Raw genomic sequence first — 19,898 nt, forward strand, 5'->3', positions numbered from 1 at the left:
CTTTAGCGTCCCGCCTCGCCGCCGCTTGCCGCCACAACGGCATCCACGACGATTTTCATTTTCGATCCCAAGGATCCTTTGACCGCCACGACGTCGCCTGGCCGCAGCGCCGCCGCAAACTCACCGGCGAGAGCCGCCGAATCCGGCCGGTGCACACCGCGCTGCGCCGGAGCCAACTTCGACCACAGCGCCTGCATGTGAGGTCCGCACAAGAACACCTGCGCCGCCCCGCTGGCCGCCACCGCATCGGCGAGATCGGCGTGCAGCGCGTCCGCACCGTCACCCAGCTCGCGCATGTCGCCCAGCGCCAGCATGCGACGACCGCCCGCCTTCGGTTCCGTCCGCGACAGCACCGCCAGCATGGCGCGCATCGACACCGGATTGCCGTTGTAGCTCTCGTCGAGCAGCTCGATCGTGCCCGCTCCGAACTTCAGCACACGGCGTGCGCCACGGCCTGGCGAGGCCTTCACCTCGGTCAGGACACCGGCAGCCTTCACGACATCTGCACCCAATGCCTCGACGACGGCGAGCGCCGCCACGCTGTTCAGCGCCCAGTGCTCGCCCGCCGCACCCAGCCGATACTCGATCCGCCGGCCATGGATCAAGGCGACAAGGTCGCTCCCCGAATCCTGCAGGTCGGACGAGACAAGCCGAGCGTCGGCGGCCCCGTCACGGCCAAAGGTCACGACGCGGGAAACACCGAAACGACGAGCTTTCTCCGCCAGCCGCATGAAGTGGCGATTGTCGCGATTGAGCACGGCCACTGCACCTTCGGCCATGCCGGCAAACAGACACCCCTTTTCGTCGGCGATCGCCTCCTCGCTGCCCATGTGACCGATATGGACCGGCCCCACATTGGTCACGATGCCGACATGCGAACGGACCTGACGGGCCAGCGGCTCGATCTCGCCGGGATGGTTCATGCCGATCTCGAAGACACCGTAACGCGCCTCGCGCGGCAGGCGCGCCAGGCTGATCGGCACGCCGACATGGTTGTTGTAGCTCGCGATGCTGGCCGAGGTCGGCGCCTGTGCCGACAGCATGGCGCGCAGGGCGTCCTTGGTACTGGTCTTGCCGACCGATCCGGTAACGCTCGCAATGCGCGCCTTGCTGCGCGCGCGCGCGGCATGACCAAGATCGACCAGTGCCTTCATCGTATCGGGAACGCGGATCAACACGCCCTGTGCGCCTTCGACGTCGCGCGACACGACGGCAGCCGCGGCGCCGCGCGCCAACGCATCGGCAACGTAGCCATGGCCGTCTGTCGTCTCGCCGCTCAGTGCAAAGAAGATGTCGCCCTTGCCGACGGCACGGCTGTCGAAGGTGACGCCCTCGGCCTCAAAGGGCGCGGTCACCGAGATCGGAGACAGGGCCGCCTTCACCTCGTCGGAAGTCCACAGTGCGGTCATGCGGCGGCTCCCGCCAGCTCGCGCGCAACTTCGGCATCGTCGAAGTGATGCGTGACACCCTTGATGGTCTGGCCGGTCTCGTGGCCCTTGCCGGCGATCAGCAGCAGATCGTCGGGCCCCGCGAGCGCGGCCATGCCGGCCTCGATGGCGGCGTGCCGACCGTCCTTGGCCTCGATCCAGTTCTTCCGATCGGCCGTGATGCCGCGGAGAATCTCGGCGCGGATTGCCTCGGGCTCCTCGCTGCGGGGATTGTCGTCGGTGACGATCGCAAGATCGGCCAGGCGCGTGGCGATCTCGCCCATCACCGGCCGCTTGGCACGATCGCGATCACCGCCGCAACCGAAGACCACGACCAGCTTGCCGCGCGCAAAGGGACGCAAGGTGCGAAGCACCGTCTCCAGCGCTTCCGGCTTGTGCGCGTAGTCGACATAGACCGCCGCACCCGAGCGGTGCTGCGCGACGAGCTGCAGCCGGCCCGGCGCGCCGGTCAGGCTGGCGAGGCCCGCAACGGCACGGTCTGGATCGCCGCCCGTCGCCACCACAAGGCCGAGCGCCGCCAGTGCATTGGAAGCCTGGAAGCCGCCGACCAGCGGCAATGCGATCGCGTGGCGCTTGCCCAGCACCTCGACAGAAAGCGCCTGTCCGGTCGGCGTCGGGTCGTCGGCGATCAGGCGGAATTCGCGCCCCTTGAGGCCATAGGTCCAGAAGCGGATGCCGCGACGCCGGCACAGCGTCGCCAGAGCGTCGGCACGATCGCTGTCGGCATTGACCACCGCCGTGCCATCGGCCGGGAGCAGCCCCTCGAACAGCCGCGCCTTGGCGGCGAAGTAGTCGTCCATCGAGGCGTGGTAGTCGAGATGCTCGTGCGTCAGATTGGTGAAGGCCGCGGCCGAGACGCGGAGGCCGTCGAGCCGGTGCTGGTCGAGACCGTGGCTCGACGCCTCGATCGCCAGATGCGTTACGCCTTCGCGCGCCAGCGCGGCGATGTCTTCGTGGAGCTGCACGGGATCGGGTGTCGTCAGGCCGCCGTCGCGCACCAGGCCAGGCGAGACGATGCCGAGCGTGCCGACGCTCGCGGCGCTGAAGCCCATCGTCGACCAGAGATGGCGCACGAAATGGACGGTCGAGGACTTGCCGTTGGTGCCGGTTACGGCGGCGATGATGTCGGGTTGAAGGCCGGCGAAGGCCGCCGCCATCAGCGCCACGCGCCGGCGCGGATTGCCGTCGCGCAGGACGACGATGCCGGGATCGAGCGGCGGCAGTGCGGCGTCGGGCGCGGCGAGGATCGCAACCGCACCGTTCTTCACCGCATCGGCCACGAAGGCCGCGCCATCTTGGCTGGCGCCGGAAAGGGCTGCGAACAGATAGCCGGGGCGGACCCTGCGCGAGTCCAGTGTCAGGCCGGAGAGGATGGGATCGCGCGGGAGTGCCGAAGGCGACGCGGTGCCCTCGGCGCTTCGGCGCATGAGCTCACTCAGACGCAACGCCGCGCGCTCCCGGCCCTCTGACCCCCGGATCGGGCGCTGCCGCCGTCTGCCCGGGGGCCGGGCGGACCGGCAGAGCCTTGCGATGGTCGCCTGGAGACCGGCGAGCGCTGACCGGCATGAGTTGCGGCTGCGGCGCGACGGTCGCGGGCACCGGAGTCGAGGCGATCTCGATCGGCGGCAGACCCTCCTTCAAATCGCCCGGCAGGATGCCATAGAGCGACGCGATGTTCTCCACGATCACCTTCACCGACGGCGCCGCGACCCAGCCGGCCGTTGCATAGCCGCCGGTCTCGGGCAGGCCCTTGGGCTCGTCGAGCGAGTAGAGGATCACGAACTTGGGGTCGTTCATGGGAAACATGCCTACGAACGAGCTGATCAGGGCTTTTTGACGGTAACCGCCACGGCCGGGCTTTTCGGCCGTACCTGTCTTGCCGCCGACCTCGTAGCCCGGGAGGTTGGCATTCCTGCCGGTGCCTTCGACCGCGTTCAGGCGCAGGAGCTGGCGCATGCTCACCGAGGTCTTGGTCTGGATGACCCGGCGGCCCTTGTCGCTCGCCTCGGTGCGTTTGACCAGGGATGGCGGATAGAGAATGCCGCCATTCACCATGGCTGCCGAGCCGGTCACGAGGTGCAGCGGCGTTACCGAGATACCGTGACCGAACGCGATGGTCATGGTGTTGATTCTCATCCAGTGGCGCGGCCAGAGCGGTGCGGCCAGTTCGGGAAGCTGCGTGTTGAGCGGTCTCAGGAAGCCGATCTTGTCGAGGAAGGCGCGCTGGCCCTCCGGCCCCATGACCTCGACCGCCATCTTGGCCGAGCCGATGTTGGACGAGTACCTGAAGATTTCCGCCACGTTCAGCGGCCGGCGCTGCGCATGGTCGTCGTTGATCGTGAAGCGGTCGATCCTGATCGGCGAGGTGGCGTCGAAGACGCTGGCGACCGTCACCTTGCCGCTGTCGAGCGCCATCGCGGTATTGAAGATCTTGAAGGTCGACCCCTGCTCGTAGACGCCCAGGGTAGCGCGATTGAACAGCGCCTCGTTGGTCAGCGTCTTGGTGCTGTTGGGATTGAAAGTCGGCAGCGACGCCATGGCGAGGATCTCGCCGTTGGTCGCATCCATCACGATCGCGGTGCCGCCGATCGCCGAGAATTTATGGATTCCGCGGGCGAGTTCACGCTCGACCATGCGCTGCAGGCGCAGGTCGATCGAAAGCTGAACCGTCTCGCCGCTCTGGAGCTGCTGGTCGAAGTAGCGCTCGACACCGGCAAGGCCCGAATTGTCGACGCTGGCATATCCCAGGATGTGCGCCGCCGCCGTGCCCTGCGGATAGATGCGCCGTTCCTCGGCCTGGAAGTCGAGGCCGGGAATACCCAGCCGATTGACGCGATCATGCTCGCGCGGGCTCAGGCCGCGCTTGATCCAGAAGAAGGTCTTGTCGGCTTCGAGCTTCTCGCGAATATCCTCGTACTTGAGATCCGGAAGCGCCGTCACGATCTTGCGCGCGGCATCGGGGGGATCGATCACCAGGTGCGGATTGACGAAGGCCGACATCACCGGCACCGACGTCGCCAGCACGGCGCCGTTGCGGTCGACGATATCGGCGCGTTCCGACTGGATCGAACCGCCGCGGGCCGCCACGCGCTGCGTCGGCTCGGCGCCGTCGCGCAGCAGCGACACGTAGCCCATGCGCAGGCCGACGGCGGCGAACGCCACGGCGAAGAGCGCCGAGGCGATCACCAGTCGCTGGCGGGCGGTCTCCTGCAGGTCGCCCTTGAGGCGATCCTGCGGCGACGCGTAACGCGCGCCGGCCGCCGCGCTCTGCGCGGCGGCCGGTTCGGGCGAGGCAGACCTGCGCCACAGTCTCACCGGCGACCCCCTTCGTTTCGCGAGAGGATCTCATCGATTGAGGCTGCGGCGTTCTGGCCGTCGCCAACCGGACCCGAGGTTGCCGGCTCTTGAAGCTGGGCCGGTCGAGGGGGCGTCGTGGGTCCGGATGAACGCCCTGGAGGGGGTGCGGAGGCCGGCGAGGGGCTGCCGGCCTCCGCTGCGACGCGGGCACCACCGGGCAAAGTCGACGAGGGGACGTCGTTGCCCGTACGTGGGGGGGAAGGGAGTGGTGCTTCGCGCCGCGGGGGGACAGATTCGGGTTTGAGCTGATCGAGCCGGGCAATCTGCTTGACCGATGCCGACTCGAGTTTGAGATGCTTCAAGGCGAGCATTTCGATGCGCTCGGCCTCGTTGAGATGAGCCCATTCGACCCGCAGGATATGCGTGGCCTGCTGGCTCTCGACGATCTTCTGGTTGGTGCGGTCGATCTGCTCCTCGAGGTCCTGCACCTTGTACTTGACCGTGAACAGACCCACCGCCGTAGCGATGGCGGCGACCGACCAGAACATGAGTCCACGGTGGATCATGCGCGGCCTCCGGAGGAGCTCTCGGAAGCGGCGAGCTTCTCGGCGATGCGCAGGCGTGCCGAGCGCGCGCGCGGATTGGCGGCAATCTCGGCGTCCGACGGCACCACCGGCTTGCGCGTGAGATCGCGCAGCGTGGCATCCTGTTCGCCGGCGCGCGGCGGCGCATGGCGCGACGGACCCGGCGTCCGGCCGGCGCGGGCACGCACGAATTCCTTCACCGCACGATCTTCCAGCGAATGGAAGGACACGACCGCCAGCCGGCCGCCGGGCGCCAGTACCTGCTCGGCAGCCGCAAGGCCACGCTCGAGCTCGCCCAGCTCGTCGTTCACGGCAATGCGCAGCGCCTGGAAGGTGCGCGTGGCGGGATCGCTCTCGTCCCTGCCCTGCGGGCCGACGGCCCGGCGCACGATCTCGGCCAGTTCGCCGGTGGTCTCGATGCGCTTGGCGCGGCGCGCTTCGACGATGGCGCGTGCGACGCGGCGGCTGCGCCGCTCCTCGCCGTAGCGCCAGATGATGTCGGCGAGCTCCGCCTCGTCGCCTTCGTTCACCAGATCGGCCGCCGACGCACCGCTCTTCTCCATGCGCATGTCGAGCGGGCCGGAGGCGCGGAAGGAGAAGCCGCGATCGGCCTGGTCGAACTGCATCGAAGAGACGCCGAGATCGAGCGCCACGCCGTCGACATCCTCGACACCTTCGGCCGACAGGAGATCGGCCATGTCGCCGAAGCGGCCCTCGATCAGGCGCAGCCGAGGCGCATAGCGCTGGGCCAGCGCCTGGCCCGCGGCGATCGCATCGGGATCGCGATCGATGGCGATCACCTGGCAGTCGGCGCGATCGAGCATGGCCGCGGTGTAGCCGCCGGCGCCAAAGGTGCCGTCGAGATAGCGGCCGCCGTCGCGCGGCTGCAGCGCATCGACGACTTCGCGGGCCATCACCGGAACATGCCGGACGGAGCTGGGGCGGACGGCGCTCATGCCTCGCCTCCACTCAGGTTGCGCACGAAGGCCGCCATCTTCTCGCGCTCGGCAGCGCGGCGGGCCTGCCAGCGCGCCGGATTCCAGAGCTGAAACTTCTCGACCTTGCCGACCAGCATCACGCCGTCGGCAGCATCGAGCGCTTCGACGAATTCGGCAGGCATGGAGAAGCGGCCGTCCGGCTCCATGGCGATGGTGCGGGCGCCGGCCGAGAGATAGCCCGCCGGATCGAACGCCTCGTCGTCCAGCGCCACCTTCAGCGAACCTTTAGGCCCCAGCGCCTCGGCACGCAGCCGCTCCAGCATGGCGTCGAAGCCCATGCGCGAGTTGCCGTTCACGACACCGGGAACATTGGGGGAGTGATAAAGCACGAAGGCGCCGCGATCGTCCGCAGGCAGCTCGTCGCGAAAGGCCGCGGGCAACAGGACCCGGCCCTTCTTGTCCAATTTGATCAGGATTTCGGACCGGAATGCCACGGCCCTTCTCCCCCTACATCCCGCCGCAGGTGCCCCACGCCCCTGCGTTTCCTGTTACACGGGATACAATGGGATACCATGGGAAAGCCTGGGGCGCAATTCACAAACACAGGAATCCACAAGGAATCTGAAGGCCTTAGACACAATATCTATTGTGCGCTCACGGCAAGGGAACGCAAGGTGTTGTAATTGCGATTCGCGGTGCGGCACCTGACAAGTGGGAAGCGCCCCGCTCCCCCAATCAAGCCAGCCACCAGGCTGGCATTTCGTCCGTCTGTCCTCTCGGCCTGCGCCTTGACACGAAAGCCGCGTCGCGTGTGCGCATGTCCTTCCGTCTTGCTCCTCTCCGGCGGATTACGCCGGGCATGCGGCGACCGGCCGTCATCAACAGCAGACTTGTTGGCGCCGCGAGAGCGAGAGTTGGGGGACCGACCTGATGGCAGCGCCCGATTTGATGGGGCAGGATGGGGCGATGATCAGTTGGTCGGAAACCGATAGCTTCATTCATATTCTCTATCTCATAGCGATCATCGCAGAAGCCATGACAGCCGCGCTTGCGGCGGGCCGCCGGCAGATGGATTGGGTCGGCGTGTTTCTGCTCGGTTGCATTACCGCTCTTGGCGGCGGATCGGCACGCGACGTCCTCCTCGATCACCATCCCCTTTCCTGGATAGAGAACCCGACCTACCTGCTGGTCACCGGCGGCGCGGCGATCGCGACCATCGCCATCGCCCGCTTCATGCACTCGCTGCGGCGGATGTTCCTCCTCCTCGATGCCATCGGTCTCGTCGTCTTCACCGTCATAGGCTGCGGCGTGGCCATCGAAATGAAGATGCCGCTGATCATCGTGATCGCATCGGGGATGATTACAGGGTGCGTGGGCGGCGTTCTGCGCGACATCCTGTGTACGGAAGTGCCACTCCTCTTTCGATCGGAGCTCTACGCGACCGTCTCCGTCATTACCGGCCTTGTCTATGTCGCCGGCCCTTATCTGAACCTCCCGCACGGGCCCTCTGCTGTTCTGGCCATGGCCGTCGGCTTGATCCTCCGGCTGCTTGCCCTGCGCTACAATTGGAGCATGCCGAAGTTCGTCTACACCAAGGACTGGCACTGACCTGGAGCGTCGAGCCTTCGACTGCAATCAGTCGAAGGCTCGACGCCGAAAGTGGAGATGCCTTGTGTGCAATGCGGTTCCATTTAGTTGGAACCGCTCCAGGCGCGATGAAAGAGGGTCAGGCGGCCTGTAAGCCGGGTTCTGTCCTCGCCCGAAGGCGATGGATGGCCATTCCTCTGGGATGCCCGTTACCGAGCACCTCGCGCGACCGACCCGGGCGACGACGCGGAAACACCGCTGCCGGTTGCCCGGCGTGCCGCCCCTATTTGGTCTTGCTCCCGGTGGGGTTTGCCGTGCCGCTCCCGTTGCCGGTCGCGCGGTGGGCTCTTACCCCACCGTTTCACCCTTACCTGACCAGCAAGCTGGCCCGGCGGTCTGTTCTCTGTGGCACTTTCCCTGGGGTCGCCCCCGCCGGTCGTTAACCGGCACCGTGTCTCCGTGGAGCCCGGACTTTCCTCACCCGATCGGTTGCCCGTTCGAGCGCAGCCATCCAGTCGCCTGACCCGGCGCCTGACTAGGCTGCTCCTCCCAACGGGTCAAGCAGCCCGGCCAGAAGACTCCGTGTCTCGGGATCGGCCATGCCGTCCACCCGCGCCGGCCGGTAGTGGCGCTGGAAGGCCTTAACGACTTCCTTCGGCGGAACAGCGATCGGAGGTGCATAGCCGAAACGCTGCAAGGCTTTCTGGAAATCGCCGTCCAGCGGTCGTGCTCCGGCCCGCGGCCAGACGCCGACACCCGCATCGGCCAGGACCTTCCAGGGGAAACGGCGGCCCGGGTCGACCTTGCGCTGCGGAGCAATGTCGGAGTGTCCGACGACATTGCGCGGCACGATGGCAGGATGGCGCGCCAGAATGCCGTGGCAAAGTTCGATCAATGCCGCGATCTGAACCGGCGGATAGTCATGTCGATCGCCATGCAAGTTGACGATCTCGATGCCGATCGACGTTGCATTCAACGCCTCCCGGCCGCGCCACCACGAGCGGCCGGCATGCCAGGCGGTACGATCCTCGGCAACGAGACGATAGACCGTGCCATCTTCGGCAAGGACGTAGTGCGAACTCACGCAATGCTCTCGCGTGCTGTCGCACAGGATGTCGAGCGACTCCTGCAGCGGCAGCTCCGTGTAATGCAGCACCAGGATATCGACGATCGCCCCCTCGGGCCGCGGCGCGTGATTGGGCGATGGCTGCTCGACGAGCTTCACGTCAGGCAGCAACCAGTCCGCGCTGGCGGCGCAGGCGATCGTAGGCATCGTTGATCAGCGCCAGCTTGCGGTTGGCCACGGCGATGGCCTCCTCGGGCAAACCCTGCGCCATCAGCCGATCGGGATGATTGGCGCGAACCTGACGCAGCCACGCTTCGCGGATCTGTTCGTCGGTCGCCAGCGGATCGATACCGAGCACAACGCACGGCTCGCATTCGACGACACCGAGTGCGGCGGCCTTGGCGCGCTCGAAGCGCGAGCTTTCCAGACCGAAGAGGCGCGCCACCTTGGCAAGATAGTCGGCTTCCGCCGCATCGATCTGGCCATCGGCCTGCGCGATGCTGAAGAGACCTTCGATCACGTTCTCGAGAATCTCAGGCGCGTCGGGAAAGAGCGCCGCCACCTGCCGCGCATAGGTCTCGAAGCCGCCGGCGTCGCGTTTGGCCAGATCGAAGAAACGCTGGACGTTGGCTTCCTCGCCGGGCGGCACCTGAAAGAAGGCGCGGAATGCGTCGATCTCGGCCTCCGACACTTCGCCATCGACCCGCGCCATCTTGGCGCCGAGCGCAATGACGCCGATCGTGAAGCCGATCTCGCGCAGGCCGGGATGCCCGCCATCGTCGGCTGGCGGCGAAGACAGGCCCAGCAGCTCGGCAATGCCGAGGCTGTTCATGCCTTCCACGATTTTGTCCCAGATCCTCATGTCGAGTCCTATAGCAGCAAGGAACCCACAGCGACGCAGACCAAAAGCAGCAGCGCCAGCCGCCTGTAGAAGCGCTCGCTGGCCAACGGAAACAGGCGCTCGCCGAGCAGGCCACCTGCTATGACCGCCGGCGCCAGGAGCAGCCCGTGGGCGCCAACGCTCCACCCGATCAGATCACGTGACGCGAACGCCGCGATGGCAAACAAGTCGACGAAAACGAAATAGGTCGTGAGGTTGGCCCGCACGCGCGCCGCCGGATCCTCACCTGCCAGATAATAGAATGCGATCGGCGGACCGGCCATGCCCGAGAGACCATTCAAGAAGCCGCTGGTCGCACCCGCCGTGAGAGTAGTCGCCGTCCCCGGCCGACCGGAAAAGCGCCAGCCGCTCGCCAGCATTATGACGGCACCGAGAACGATGGCGGAAATCGCCCAGCGCATCGGTTCGGGATCGGCCCATGTCAGCGTGAGGTTACCGAACGGTACGCCGATTGCCGCCGCCACCAGCAGCATGCCGATGCGGCGCCAGTCGACGAGGCGCACGACCCGGGGCAGCAGCGGCAGCGCCACGGCGATTTCCAGGAGCAGGCAGAGCGCGATGCCGACGGCGGGTCCGTAGAGCGCCGAAAACACCGGCGTCATCAGCATGGCGGCGCCGAAGCCCGCGAAGCCGCGCACCATGCCTGCAATGCAGGCAACAACGGCCGAAATCAGGAAGGGAATGCTCAACAGGTCAGGCATAGGGGCGCGGAAGCTAGCATTGCCGGACCGTCATCCGAGCATCATATAATGCAGGCCATGCCCTCAAAGAATCTCGCAGTGTCGGCGACACCGCTCCTGATGCCGTACATCCAGCGGCGGCCCGAGCTCGAAGGCGTAACATCGAAGCCTTTCAAGCTGGTGTCCGACTACACGCCGGCCGGCGACCAGCCCGAGGCAATCCGGCAACTTATCGAAGGCGTGTCGAGCGGCGAGCGCGATCAGGTCCTGCTGGGTGTCACCGGCTCGGGCAAGACCTTCACCATGGCCAACGTCATCGCCTCGCAGACGAGGCCCGCCCTGGTGATGGCCCCCAACAAGACGCTGGCGGCGCAACTCTACAGCGAGATGAAGGGCTTCTTTCCGGAGAACGCAGTCGAGTATTTCGTATCGTACTACGACTACTACCAGCCCGAAGCCTATGTGCCGCGGACGGACACCTACATCGAGAAGGATTCGTCGATCAACGAACAGATCGACCGCATGCGCCACTCCGCGACGCGCGCCCTGATGGAACGCGACGACGTGATCATCGTGGCCTCGGTCTCGTGCATCTACGGCATCGGCCCGCTGGAAAACTACCAGGCGATGACCTTCCGCCTGCACAAGGGCCAGAAGATCGATCGCACCACCCTGCTCCGCCGCTTCGTCGAGCAGCAATACAAGCGCAACGACAACGCCTTCCAGCGCGGCACCTTCCGGGTGCGCGGCGATACCGTCGACCTCTTCCCGGCCCATTACGAGGACAAGGCCTGGCGCTTCGAGATGTTCGGCGACGAGATCGAATCGATCACCGAGTTCGATCCGCTGACGGGCGACAAGACCGTGTCGCTGTCGGACATCATCGTCTACGCCAACAGCCACTATGTGACGCCCAAGCCCACGATGCAGAAGGCGATCGACCAGATAAAGAGCGACCTCAAGCAGCGACTCGAGGAGTTCAATCGCGCCGGCCGGCTCCTGGAAGCGCAACGCCTGGAGCAGCGCACGCTGTTCGACATCGAGATGCTGGAAACCACCGGCGCCTGCGCCGGCATCGAAAACTATTCGCGCTACCTCACCGGCCGCAAGCCAGGTGAGCCGCCCCCCACCCTGTTCGAATACTTCCCCGAGAACTCCCTGCTGATCTGCGACGAGAGCCACGTCACGGTGCCGCAGATCGGCGGCATGTTCCGCGGCGACTTCAATCGCAAGAGCGTGCTGGCCGAGTTCGGCTTCCGCCTGCCCTCGGCAATCGACAATCGCCCTCTGAAGTTCGAGGAATGGGACGCGCTGCGCCCGCAGACAACCTATGTCAGCGCCACGCCCGGCGACTGGGAGATGGAACGCACGCAAGGCGCCTTCATCGAGCAGGTGATCCGGCCCACCGGCTTGATCGACCCGACGGTGTTGATCCGCCCGGTCGAAAAGCAGGTCGACGACCTGATCGCCGAATGCCGCGACTGCGCCAAGAAGGGCCAGCGCGTGCTGGTCACGGTGCTGACCAAGCGTATGGCCGAGGATCTCGTGGAGTACATGCACGAGGCCGGTATCCGCTGCCGCTACCTGCATTCCGACATCGACACCCTGGAGCGTATCGAGATCATCCGCGACCTGCGGCTGGGCGCCTTCGACGTGCTGGTCGGCATCAACCTGCTGCGCGAAGGACTCGACATTCCCGAATGCGCCTTGGTCGCCATCCTCGATGCCGACAAGGAAGGCTTTCTGCGCTCGCCGACCTCGCTGGTGCAGACGATCGGCCGCGCCGCGCGCAACGTCGAGGGCCGCGTCATCCTCTATGCCGACAAGATGACGGACTCGATCAAATACGCCATGGCCGAGACCGACCGGCGCCGCGCCAAGCAGATGGCCTACAACAAGGAGCACGGAATCACGCCGGCATCGGTGAAGAAGAACATCACCGAGATCCTGCAGTCGACCGCCGAGCGCGACCACTACACGGTCGACACCGGCGTGTCGGGCGACGTCCACCTCGTCGGCCACAATCTGCGTGCCCATATCGCCGAGCTTGAGAAGCGCATGCGCGCCGCCGCCGCCGACCTCGAATTCGAGGAAGCCGGTCGCCTGCGCGACGAAATCCGCCGCCTCGAAGCCCACGAGCTCGAACTGCCGGGCCAGGCCGCGAGCGCCAATGTCGGCGTGCATCTCGGCAAGATGCAGCACTCCCGCGTCTTCCGCGGCGTGCGCACCGGATCCGGGTCGCGCGGCAAGCCGGCCCGGCGCAGCGGCCGATAGTCGGAAGATAGGCGATGCGCCTGCGCGTCTTGGTCGGCCTGCTCCTTTTCGTGCTGGCATGGCCGGCGGCAGCGCAGGAGCGCGAGCAGATCGTGCGCGTGCCCGGCCCGGGCGGAGCGAACCTGATCGCCACGGTGCTGCGGCCGCCGGGCGAGGCACGCCAGCCGCTGGTCATCATCAATCACGGCTCGCCAGCCGATGGGTCGCGACGCGCCACCATGGAACGGCCGCGCTACGCCACCCTCTCCTCCTGGTTCGTGGCGCGCGGCTATGTCGTTGTCCTGCCGATACGGCGTGGCTATGGCGACAGCGGCGGCACCTGGGCCGAGGGCTATGGCCGCTGCGAGTCGCCGGACTATTTCAACGCCGGCCTGCAAAGCGCCGCCGACATCCAGGCGACCATCGACTACATGCGCAGTCAGCCCTATGTCGCGGCCGACCGCACGATCGTCGTCGGTCAGTCGGCCGGGGGCTGGGCGGCCATCGCCTTGTCGAGCCGCAACCCGCCCGGCGTTTCCGGCATGATCAACTTTGCCGGCGGCCGCGGCGGCCAGCAGAAAATGGCCGGAGGCGACATCGGCAACTGCACGCCGGACGCGCTGGTCGACGCGGCAGCGAAATACGGTGCGACGGCGCGGGTGCCGATGCTCTGGATCTATGCCGAGAACGATAGCTTCTTCGAGCCTGCGCTCGCCAGGCGCATGGCCGAGGCCTACGACAAGGCCGGCGGCAAAGCGACCTACTTGCCACTCGGCCCGTTCGGCCGCGATGGCCATGGCCTTGCCGGCGCGACCAACGGCGCATCCGTCTGGTCACCGCTGGTCGAAACTTTCCTCAGTGGTTTGAGGTAGAAAGCAGCCTGCACGTTATAGTCGCCGCGCCATGTCTCCTGCCGCGCCGACCGACCTCCGCCGTTATCTGATCGCCCTTATCTCCCTCACCCTCGTGCAGGTCGTCGCGACCATGGGCTTCAACCAGGCCTCGGTGCTGGCACCCGCCGCTGCACCGGCGCTGGGCGTCGCCGCCGCCGACGTCGCCTATTATGTCTCGCTGGTCTATCTCGCGGCGATGATCTCGACCCTGGGCGGTGGCGCGATCAACCGGCGCCTGGGGCCTATCCGCTTCATCCAGACCGGCCTTACCGTGGCGGCCATCGGTTCGTTCGTCTTTGCCGTAGGTGGCGTGGCGATGGCGGCGCTCTCGGCATTGATCGTCGGCTTGGGCTCCGGACCGCTCACCATCGCCAGTTCCCACATCCTGGCGCGCGTCTCGCCGCCGCGCCTTGCCAACGTCACGTTCTCGCTGAAGCAAAGCGGCGTGCCGGTCGGCTTCGCGATCTGCGGCGCGGTGCTGCCGACCCTGGCGCTCGATTTCGGCTGGCGCTGGGCCGCGGCCAGCATCGGCTTCCTGTCGATTGCGACCGTCGTCGCGGTCCAGCCGCTGCGCCGCCTCTACGACGAGGAGCAGACGAGCGGCTCATCCAGACAGAGATTCCTGCCCACGGTCGCCGAGATACTCGACCCGCTGCGGCTCGCCTGGCGCGATCCGATCCTGCGGCCAATGTGCTTCATCGGCATGCTCTTTTCGGCGACGCAGGCAATCGTCGTGAACTTTACGGTCGTCTACGCCGTCGACGGCCTCAAGATGTCCTACGTACTGGCCGGCACGCTGCTCTCGGCTGCGACGGTCGCCGGTGCGTTCGGTCGCGTCTTCTGGGGTGCCCTGGCCGATTTGCTGCGCAAGCCGACTGCCGTTCTGGCGGGCATCGGCGGCATCGTGGCGGTCGCAGCCACGATCATGTCCTTCACGACACCGAGTTGGCCGACAACGGCGGTCTACGCCGTCTGTATCGTGCTCGGCGGTACCGCGGTGGGCTGGAACGGCGTCTTCATCGCCGAGAGCGCCTATCGCGCACCGCCTGGGCGCGCCGCCGAATTCACCGGCGCCACGCAGCTTTTTGTCTTCTCCGGTGCGCTCATCTCGCCGCTGCTGTTCCGCACCGTCCTGGCCCTCACGAACTCCTACGAGGCAGGCTATCTCCTCCTGGCGGCCGGGGTCGCCGTCTGCTCGTTCTTCCTGGCACGCGCGGCGATGCGATGAAGGTCATCCCTCGGCGCTGAGCGCGCTTTCGTGCCAGCGGCGCAGCAGGAGATGCGAGAGCAGCGACAGCAAGAGGTAGATGGCGATGCCGGCCAGCGAGATCAGCACGAGGGCCGCGAACATGCGCGGGATCTTGAGCTGGTAACCCGATTCGAGGATGCGATAGGCAAGTCCCGACTCCCGTCCGCCCGAACCTGCCACGAACTCCGCGACAACGGCGCCGATCAGCGCCAGGCCGCCCGAGATGCGCAGGCCGCCCAGGAAGTACGGCAGAGCCGCCGGCAGGCGCAGGTCGACCAGCGTGCGCCAGCGCCCCGCACCATAAAGCTCGAACAGGTCGAGCAGGTTGCGATCGACCGAACGCAGGCCCAGCACCGTGTTGGACAGGATAGGAAAGAAGGCGACCAGCCAGGCGCAGATCAACAGCGAGAGATTGACGTCGTCGACCCAGGCAATGATCAGCGGCGCAATGGCTACGATCGGCGTCACCTGCAGGATAATGGCATATGGGAAGAACGACAGCTCGATCCAGCGCGACAGCGAGAATAGAACCGCCAGCATGACGCCCACGACGACGGCCGCTATCAAGGCCTGAAGCGTGATTTCGAGCGTGATCACGAGCGCTGGCCACAGCGTCGGCCAGTCGGTCCACAATGTCTTTGCCACGAGGACGGGCCCCGGCAGAACGTAGGGCGGGATTTCCGCCACCCGCACCACGGCCTCCCACAGCGCGAGCATGACGATCCCGACGATGATCGGAGCGACAAACCGAGCAGTCATGCCGCCAGCGCTTCTGAGAGCTGTGCCGAAGCCAGCCGACAGAGAGCCGCATACTCCGCCGACGTGCCGAAGGCTTCGGTGCGCGGATAGGCGGCGGGAATGGCGAGTTCGGACAGCACGCGACCGGGCCGCGCACTCATCACGGCAATGCGCTGCGAGAGGAAGACCGACTCGAACACCGAATGGGTCACGAACACCGCGGTGAACCGCGTACGCTGCCACAGGTCGAGGAGGTCGGTGTTGAGCCGGCGGCGGGTGATCTCGTCGAGCGCGGCGAAAGGTTCGTCCATCAACAGCAGCTTGGGTTCGGTGACCAGCGCCCGCGCGATCGACACGCGCATCTTCATGCCACCCGACAGTTCGCGCGGATAGCTCCGCTCGAAGCCGGCCAAGCCGACATGGCCCAGCGCTTCGGCCGCCCGCGCCTCGCGTTGGGATCGCGCGACGCCCGCGAGCTTGAGCGGCAGCGCGACATTGGCGAGCGCCGTGGTCCAGGGCATCAGGGTCGGTTCCTGGAAGACGAATCCCAGATCGGGTTTGCCTGACGGCCAGTCGATCGTGCCAGCGGTCGGCTGCGCGAGCCCCGCGATCAGGCGCAGCAAGGTCGACTTGCCGCAACCCGACGGCCCCAGCACGCTCAGGAATTCGCCGGCCTCGATGTCGAGCGATGTCCCTTCGAGGGCCCGCACGCCGTTGGCGAAATCCTTGGAGACGTCACGAACGCCGATGAGTCGCATCAAGTCTTCGATGAAAGCGAGGTCAGACGGGCGGGAGGGTCAAGTCGAGCCGGGCCGACCAGACCGGCATCGGCAGCGTCTCGCGCGCCGCTAGGTTGGCCGGCAGCGCCGTGCGGTCCGTCACCTTGGCGAACGGCAGCACGAGCCCGCTGCGCACCCCGAACACGGCATCGCCGTCGAGATGCTCGTCGTCCTCGGGAAAGAACTCGGTGATCAGCGGCGGATGGCCCGGCGCCTGGATGATCATGTGCAGATGCGCCGGCCGCCAGGCATCGCGGCCCAGGATCCGCAGCATGTCGCCTGCCGGGCCGTCGTCGGGCACCTTGTAGGAGACAGGCCGCACCGTGGAGAAGGCGAAGCTGCCGTCGGCCGCCACCGGAAGGCGTGCATGATAGTTGGTCGGCGACTGCGCCGAATCCTGCTGGGCATAGAGGCCGTTGCCGGCGTTCTGCCACAGCGCCAGCACCGCGCCTTTGGCCGGTGTCCCGTTTGCGTCGACGACCCTTCCGCTCACGACCAGCGGCTCGCCGACCTGACCGCGCCACAGATCGCCCCCGTTTGGCAGCTCGGGGGCGCCCTCGATATGGAACGGTCCCAGCACCGACGAAGGCGTGCCGCTGCCGGCGGCATTCACCATGTCGATCAGCGAGGACACGCCCAGCAGGTCGGAGAAGAGGATGTATTCGTTGCGCTTGTCGTCGGTGAACTTGGTCGCACGGGTCAGCGCGTCGATGGCGGCACCCCACTCCGCCTGCGTCACCTTGTTCTCGCGCACGAAGCTGTGCAGATGGCCGGCCAGAGAGACCAGCAGGGTCCGGGCCCTGTCCGATGGCGCATTGCGGGCATAGTCGGCGAAAGCCTGGGTGATCGACGTCGGGGTCAGGTTGCGCATCGATGTTCCTCAGCGCCTAGCGCGACGCCCGCAAAAGGGTGTCGTAGTCGGCCCGCAACAGGGCGAACAGCAGATGGTCGGCCCACTGTCCGTTGATACGCAGATACTGCCGCGCCAGCCCTTCTTCGTGGAATCCGACCTTGGTCAGGACCGTCTTCGAGGGCTCGTTGTGCGGCAGGCACGCTGCTTCGAGGCGGTGAAGACGCAGGTCGTCAAAGACGAATGGCAGGGTCGATCGCAGCGCATCCGTCATCAGCCCCTGCCCGGCATAGGGTTGGCCCATCCAGTAGCCTACCGATGCCGTCTGGGCGACGCCGCGCCGGACATTGCTGAGGTTGATCCCTCCGACCAGCCGGCGCCCCTCGTTGGTGAACACGAACAGCCCATAGGCCTCTCCCGCCCGCCATTCCTTCACCTGCTGGCGCAGACGGCGCCGGAAATGGTCCCGGCCGAGGGAATCCTCGGGCCAGGTCGGCTCCCAGGGAGTCAGAAAAGCCCTACTCCGAGCGCGTAATTCGGCCCATTCGGGCCAGTCGTCCAGGGTCGGCGCGCGCAAAAACACGCGCCGGCCGGCAATCCGGGTCATCCCCGACAGTGACAACGGGACGTCGGCAAAGCGAAACATCTTGGTCTATAATAGTTATCCTTCGGAATTCTTGCATGTTTTCCGAGGTTTGACGTAGGAAATTGAGACGGTCCGCCACGCCTGGTGGTCAAAAAAGAGCCGCCGCCAGCTGGCCCAACAGGCGTATGTACCTATCTAGAGTATCCGCTAAGGCATGGTCTGTTATGGAAACGGATGACAAATCGAATGTCGGCCAGAAGGGCCGATTCTATCTAACGAAGCACATCTGGCTGCCGCAGGAGCCGCTCGAGAAACTCAACCTCAAGCTCTCCGACATGATCCTGCGCAACATGCCCAAGTTGCCGCTGGGTGGTGACGATGCGCTGAAGGCGTTCCCGGTCCTGGCCGAGCTCAAGAAGAGCCACGACAAGATCAAGGCCGACCTCAACTACCTGCTGAGCCATCACGAAGAAATCCCGGCACTGCACGAGGTCCATCCCCGCGATCTCTACGTGCCCGGCCGCGCTTGGCGCACCTTCCTGCTGAAGATCTGGGGCCACGATATACCGGAAAATGTTGCGGCAGTGCCGGACACGATCGCGGCGATCAACAAGATCCCCGGTGTGCACACGGCCCTTTTCAGCATCCTTCACGGTTATGCCGAGATCGAGCCCCATCGCGGCTCGGCCGCCGGCGTCATCCGCTTCCACTATCCGCTGATCGTGCCGACCGAGCCCGAGAAGTGCTGGATCGAGATCGGTGGCCATCACTTCTTCTGGAAGGAAGGCGAGCCGCTGGTGTTCGACGACACGCGCGAGCATTGGGTGAAGAACCAGACCGACCAGACGCGTGTGGTGCTGATCATCGACTTCAACGCCGACATGCCGTTCCCGGTGAACCTCTACACTGGCCTGCGCTACAACCTCGTCCGCCGCAGCGCCGAGGTGAAGACGGTCATCGAACGCGCCTCGATCGGCGTCCCGCCGCGCGCCACCCAGACGGAATTGGCCAAGGCTGCCTAAACGATCGCAACCTCATTGCGAGTGAAGCGAGGGATTCTTTCCGGTTAGGAAGGATCCCTCGTTGCATTTGGGATGCCGCGGGCGGCTCGCCGCCGCTCTCGCATCAGCAGGCTAGTGGCGCCCGATACAAGGCAGACGTAGTCTCGACGATCAGAGCCGCCATGTTTCGTGGTGGCCAGATCGGTCGGAGACACACCATGTCGATTACCGACAAGTCGTTCATCGGGTCGATTCCCGAACTCTACGACCGGCTGATGGTGCCCTTGATCTTCGAGCCCTATGCGCGCGATCTGGCAGCGAGAGCCCTGGCGCTTGCGCCTCGATCTGTCCTCGAGGTTGCGGCGGGCACCGGCGCAGTGACGCGGGCACTCGCTGCAAGATTGCCGGCCGACACGAAACTGGTGGCGACCGATCTCAACCAGCCCATGCTCGACCAAGCGCGCAAGCAGATGGCAGATGCGCCGCATATCATCTTCAGGCAAGCCGATGCCCAGGCGCTTCCTTTCGACGATGCCCAGTTCGACGCCGTACTCTGCCAGTTCGGTGCGATGTTCTTCCCCGACAGAGCCAAGGCCTATCGGGAGGCGAAGCGCGTCCTGAAGCCCGGCGGGCACTACTTGTTCAATGTCTGGGGCCGAATCGAAGACAACGAATTCGCCGATGAGGTGACGCGAACACTCGCCCTGCTCTTTCCGTCAGATCCACCGCGCTTCCTGGCAAGGACACCCCACGGCTATCACGATCCGGATAAGATCCGCGCCGATCTGCGGGCTGCGGCTTTCGAGGATATCTCGATCATGCCGCTGGAGGCCGTCAGTACCGCTCCATCGCCCGGTGAAGCGGCTATGGCCTACTGTCAGGGCACACCGCTACGCTCCGAGATCGAGGCGCGCGGTGGCTCGCTGGAAGAAGCGACAAGAACCGCAGCAGAAGCCCTTGCAAGACGATTTGGTCGTGGTGCGATAAGCGGGCGCATCCAGGCCCTGGTCGTGGCGGCCGGCTAATCGACAAGAGTCGGGATTTTCCC

The 19,898-nt window shown here is 66.0% G+C and carries 19 protein-coding genes and 1 other RNA gene; 6 read left to right on the forward strand and 14 right to left on the reverse strand.

The features are described from left to right. Positions 1–2 precede the first annotated feature (2 nt). Genes BN60_RS16220 through BN60_RS16245 form a run of 6 tightly spaced genes read right to left on the reverse strand, consistent with a single transcriptional unit; the run spans position 3 to position 6,761 of the window. The gene (locus tag BN60_RS16220; RefSeq protein ID WP_020697150.1) at positions 3–1,409 is read right to left on the reverse strand and encodes a UDP-N-acetylmuramoyl-tripeptide--D-alanyl-D-alanine ligase; all 1,407 of its coding nucleotides are present in this window, start codon (positions 1,407–1,409) and stop codon (positions 3–5) included. Next, positions 1,406–2,875: a UDP-N-acetylmuramoyl-L-alanyl-D-glutamate--2,6-diaminopimelate ligase gene (locus BN60_RS16225; protein ID WP_020697151.1), complete on the reverse strand. Its 1,470-nt coding sequence runs from the start codon at positions 2,873–2,875 to the stop codon at positions 1,406–1,408. The genes BN60_RS16220 and BN60_RS16225 overlap by 4 nt, the downstream gene beginning before the upstream one ends. Before the next feature lie 4 nt (positions 2,876–2,879). Then, the gene (locus tag BN60_RS16230) at positions 2,880–4,763 is read right to left on the reverse strand and encodes a peptidoglycan D,D-transpeptidase FtsI family protein (protein ID WP_020697152.1); all 1,884 of its coding nucleotides are present in this window, start codon (positions 4,761–4,763) and stop codon (positions 2,880–2,882) included. Further along, positions 4,760–5,311 carry a cell division protein FtsL gene (ftsL, locus tag BN60_RS16235; protein ID WP_020697153.1) on the reverse strand — a complete coding sequence of 184 codons (552 nt, stop codon included), beginning with the start codon at positions 5,309–5,311 and terminating at the stop codon, positions 4,760–4,762. Before ftsL ends, BN60_RS16230 begins: the two co-directional genes overlap by 4 nt. Beyond that, positions 5,308–6,285, reverse strand: a complete 978-nt coding sequence (gene rsmH, locus BN60_RS16240) for a 16S rRNA (cytosine(1402)-N(4))-methyltransferase RsmH (RefSeq protein WP_020697154.1) — start codon at positions 6,283–6,285, stop codon at positions 5,308–5,310. Before rsmH ends, ftsL begins: the two co-directional genes overlap by 4 nt. After that, complete coding sequence (locus BN60_RS16245) at positions 6,282–6,761, reverse strand: division/cell wall cluster transcriptional repressor MraZ (protein ID WP_020697155.1); 480 nt, start codon at positions 6,759–6,761, stop codon at positions 6,282–6,284. The genes rsmH and BN60_RS16245 overlap by 4 nt, the downstream gene beginning before the upstream one ends. 436 nt (positions 6,762–7,197) lie before the next feature. On the opposite strand from BN60_RS16245, the gene BN60_RS16250 reads away from it, so the two are divergent. Continuing rightward, positions 7,198–7,875 carry a trimeric intracellular cation channel family protein gene (locus tag BN60_RS16250; RefSeq protein WP_425357812.1) on the forward strand — a complete coding sequence of 226 codons (678 nt, stop codon included), beginning with the start codon at positions 7,198–7,200 and terminating at the stop codon, positions 7,873–7,875. Positions 7,876–7,989: 114 nt separating this feature from the next. On the opposite strand, the gene rnpB is transcribed toward BN60_RS16250, so the two are convergent. The 4 genes from rnpB to BN60_RS16265 form a co-directional block, all read right to left on the reverse strand. Then, an RNA gene (gene rnpB / locus BN60_RS29345) (RNase P RNA component class A) lies at positions 7,990–8,377 on the reverse strand. A gap of 12 nt (positions 8,378–8,389) precedes the next feature. Further along, positions 8,390–9,127: an N-acetylmuramoyl-L-alanine amidase gene (locus BN60_RS16255; RefSeq protein WP_020697157.1), complete on the reverse strand. Its 738-nt coding sequence runs from the start codon at positions 9,125–9,127 to the stop codon at positions 8,390–8,392. After that, entirely contained in the window at positions 9,081–9,782 is a 702-nt protein-coding gene (locus BN60_RS16260) for a molecular chaperone DjiA (protein ID WP_043284009.1), read from the reverse strand. Before BN60_RS16260 ends, BN60_RS16255 begins: the two co-directional genes overlap by 47 nt. Positions 9,783–9,790: 8 nt before the next feature. Continuing rightward, complete coding sequence (locus tag BN60_RS16265) at positions 9,791–10,522, reverse strand: sulfite exporter TauE/SafE family protein (protein WP_020697159.1); 732 nt, start codon at positions 10,520–10,522, stop codon at positions 9,791–9,793. Positions 10,523–10,540: 18 nt separating this feature from the next. Here BN60_RS16265 and uvrB point away from each other — a divergent pair, with 18 nt between their 5' ends. Genes uvrB through BN60_RS16280 form a run of 3 tightly spaced genes read left to right on the forward strand, consistent with a single transcriptional unit; the run spans position 10,541 to position 14,875 of the window. Next, positions 10,541–12,775, forward strand: coding sequence for an excinuclease ABC subunit UvrB (gene uvrB / locus BN60_RS16270; protein WP_425357826.1), 2,235 nt, complete (start codon positions 10,541–10,543; stop codon positions 12,773–12,775). Between the two features lie 14 nt (positions 12,776–12,789). Next, entirely contained in the window at positions 12,790–13,626 is an 837-nt protein-coding gene (locus tag BN60_RS16275) for an alpha/beta hydrolase family protein (protein ID WP_020697161.1), read from the forward strand. Positions 13,627–13,657: 31 nt separating this feature from the next. Beyond that, a complete protein-coding gene (locus BN60_RS16280) occupies positions 13,658–14,875 on the forward strand; it encodes an MFS transporter (protein ID WP_020697162.1) in 1,218 nt (405 codons plus the stop codon). A gap of 3 nt (positions 14,876–14,878) precedes the next feature. Here the strand turns inward: BN60_RS16280 and BN60_RS16285 are convergent, their stop codons facing one another. From BN60_RS16285 to BN60_RS16300, 4 genes are read right to left on the reverse strand one after another with little or no spacing between them, the layout of a single operon-like run. Next, positions 14,879–15,655 (reverse strand): ABC transporter permease, encoded by a 777-nt coding sequence (locus BN60_RS16285; RefSeq protein ID WP_020697163.1) that lies wholly within the window; start codon positions 15,653–15,655, stop codon positions 14,879–14,881. After that, on the reverse strand, positions 15,652–16,392 hold the full coding sequence (locus BN60_RS16290) for an ABC transporter ATP-binding protein (RefSeq protein WP_020697164.1): 741 nt from the start codon (positions 16,390–16,392) through the stop codon (positions 15,652–15,654). Before BN60_RS16290 ends, BN60_RS16285 begins: the two co-directional genes overlap by 4 nt. A 22-nt stretch (positions 16,393–16,414) precedes the next feature. Further along, positions 16,415–17,284, reverse strand: coding sequence for a dioxygenase family protein (locus BN60_RS16295; RefSeq protein ID WP_020697165.1), 870 nt, complete (start codon positions 17,282–17,284; stop codon positions 16,415–16,417). A gap of 16 nt (positions 17,285–17,300) precedes the next feature. Then, entirely contained in the window at positions 17,301–17,909 is a 609-nt protein-coding gene (locus BN60_RS16300) for a GNAT family N-acetyltransferase (protein ID WP_020697166.1), read from the reverse strand. Positions 17,910–18,073: 164 nt separating this feature from the next. On the opposite strand from BN60_RS16300, the gene BN60_RS29010 reads away from it, so the two are divergent. Then, a complete protein-coding gene (locus BN60_RS29010) occupies positions 18,074–18,871 on the forward strand; it encodes an aspartyl/asparaginyl beta-hydroxylase domain-containing protein (protein WP_020697167.1) in 798 nt (265 codons plus the stop codon). A gap of 197 nt (positions 18,872–19,068) precedes the next feature. Beyond that, complete coding sequence (locus BN60_RS16310) at positions 19,069–19,875, forward strand: class I SAM-dependent methyltransferase (RefSeq protein ID WP_020697168.1); 807 nt, start codon at positions 19,069–19,071, stop codon at positions 19,873–19,875. The last annotated feature ends 23 nt before the right edge of the window (positions 19,876–19,898 follow it).

It is taken from the genome of Reyranella massiliensis 521 (genome assembly GCF_000312425.1).
Classification (GTDB): domain Bacteria; phylum Pseudomonadota; class Alphaproteobacteria; order Reyranellales; family Reyranellaceae; genus Reyranella; species Reyranella massiliensis.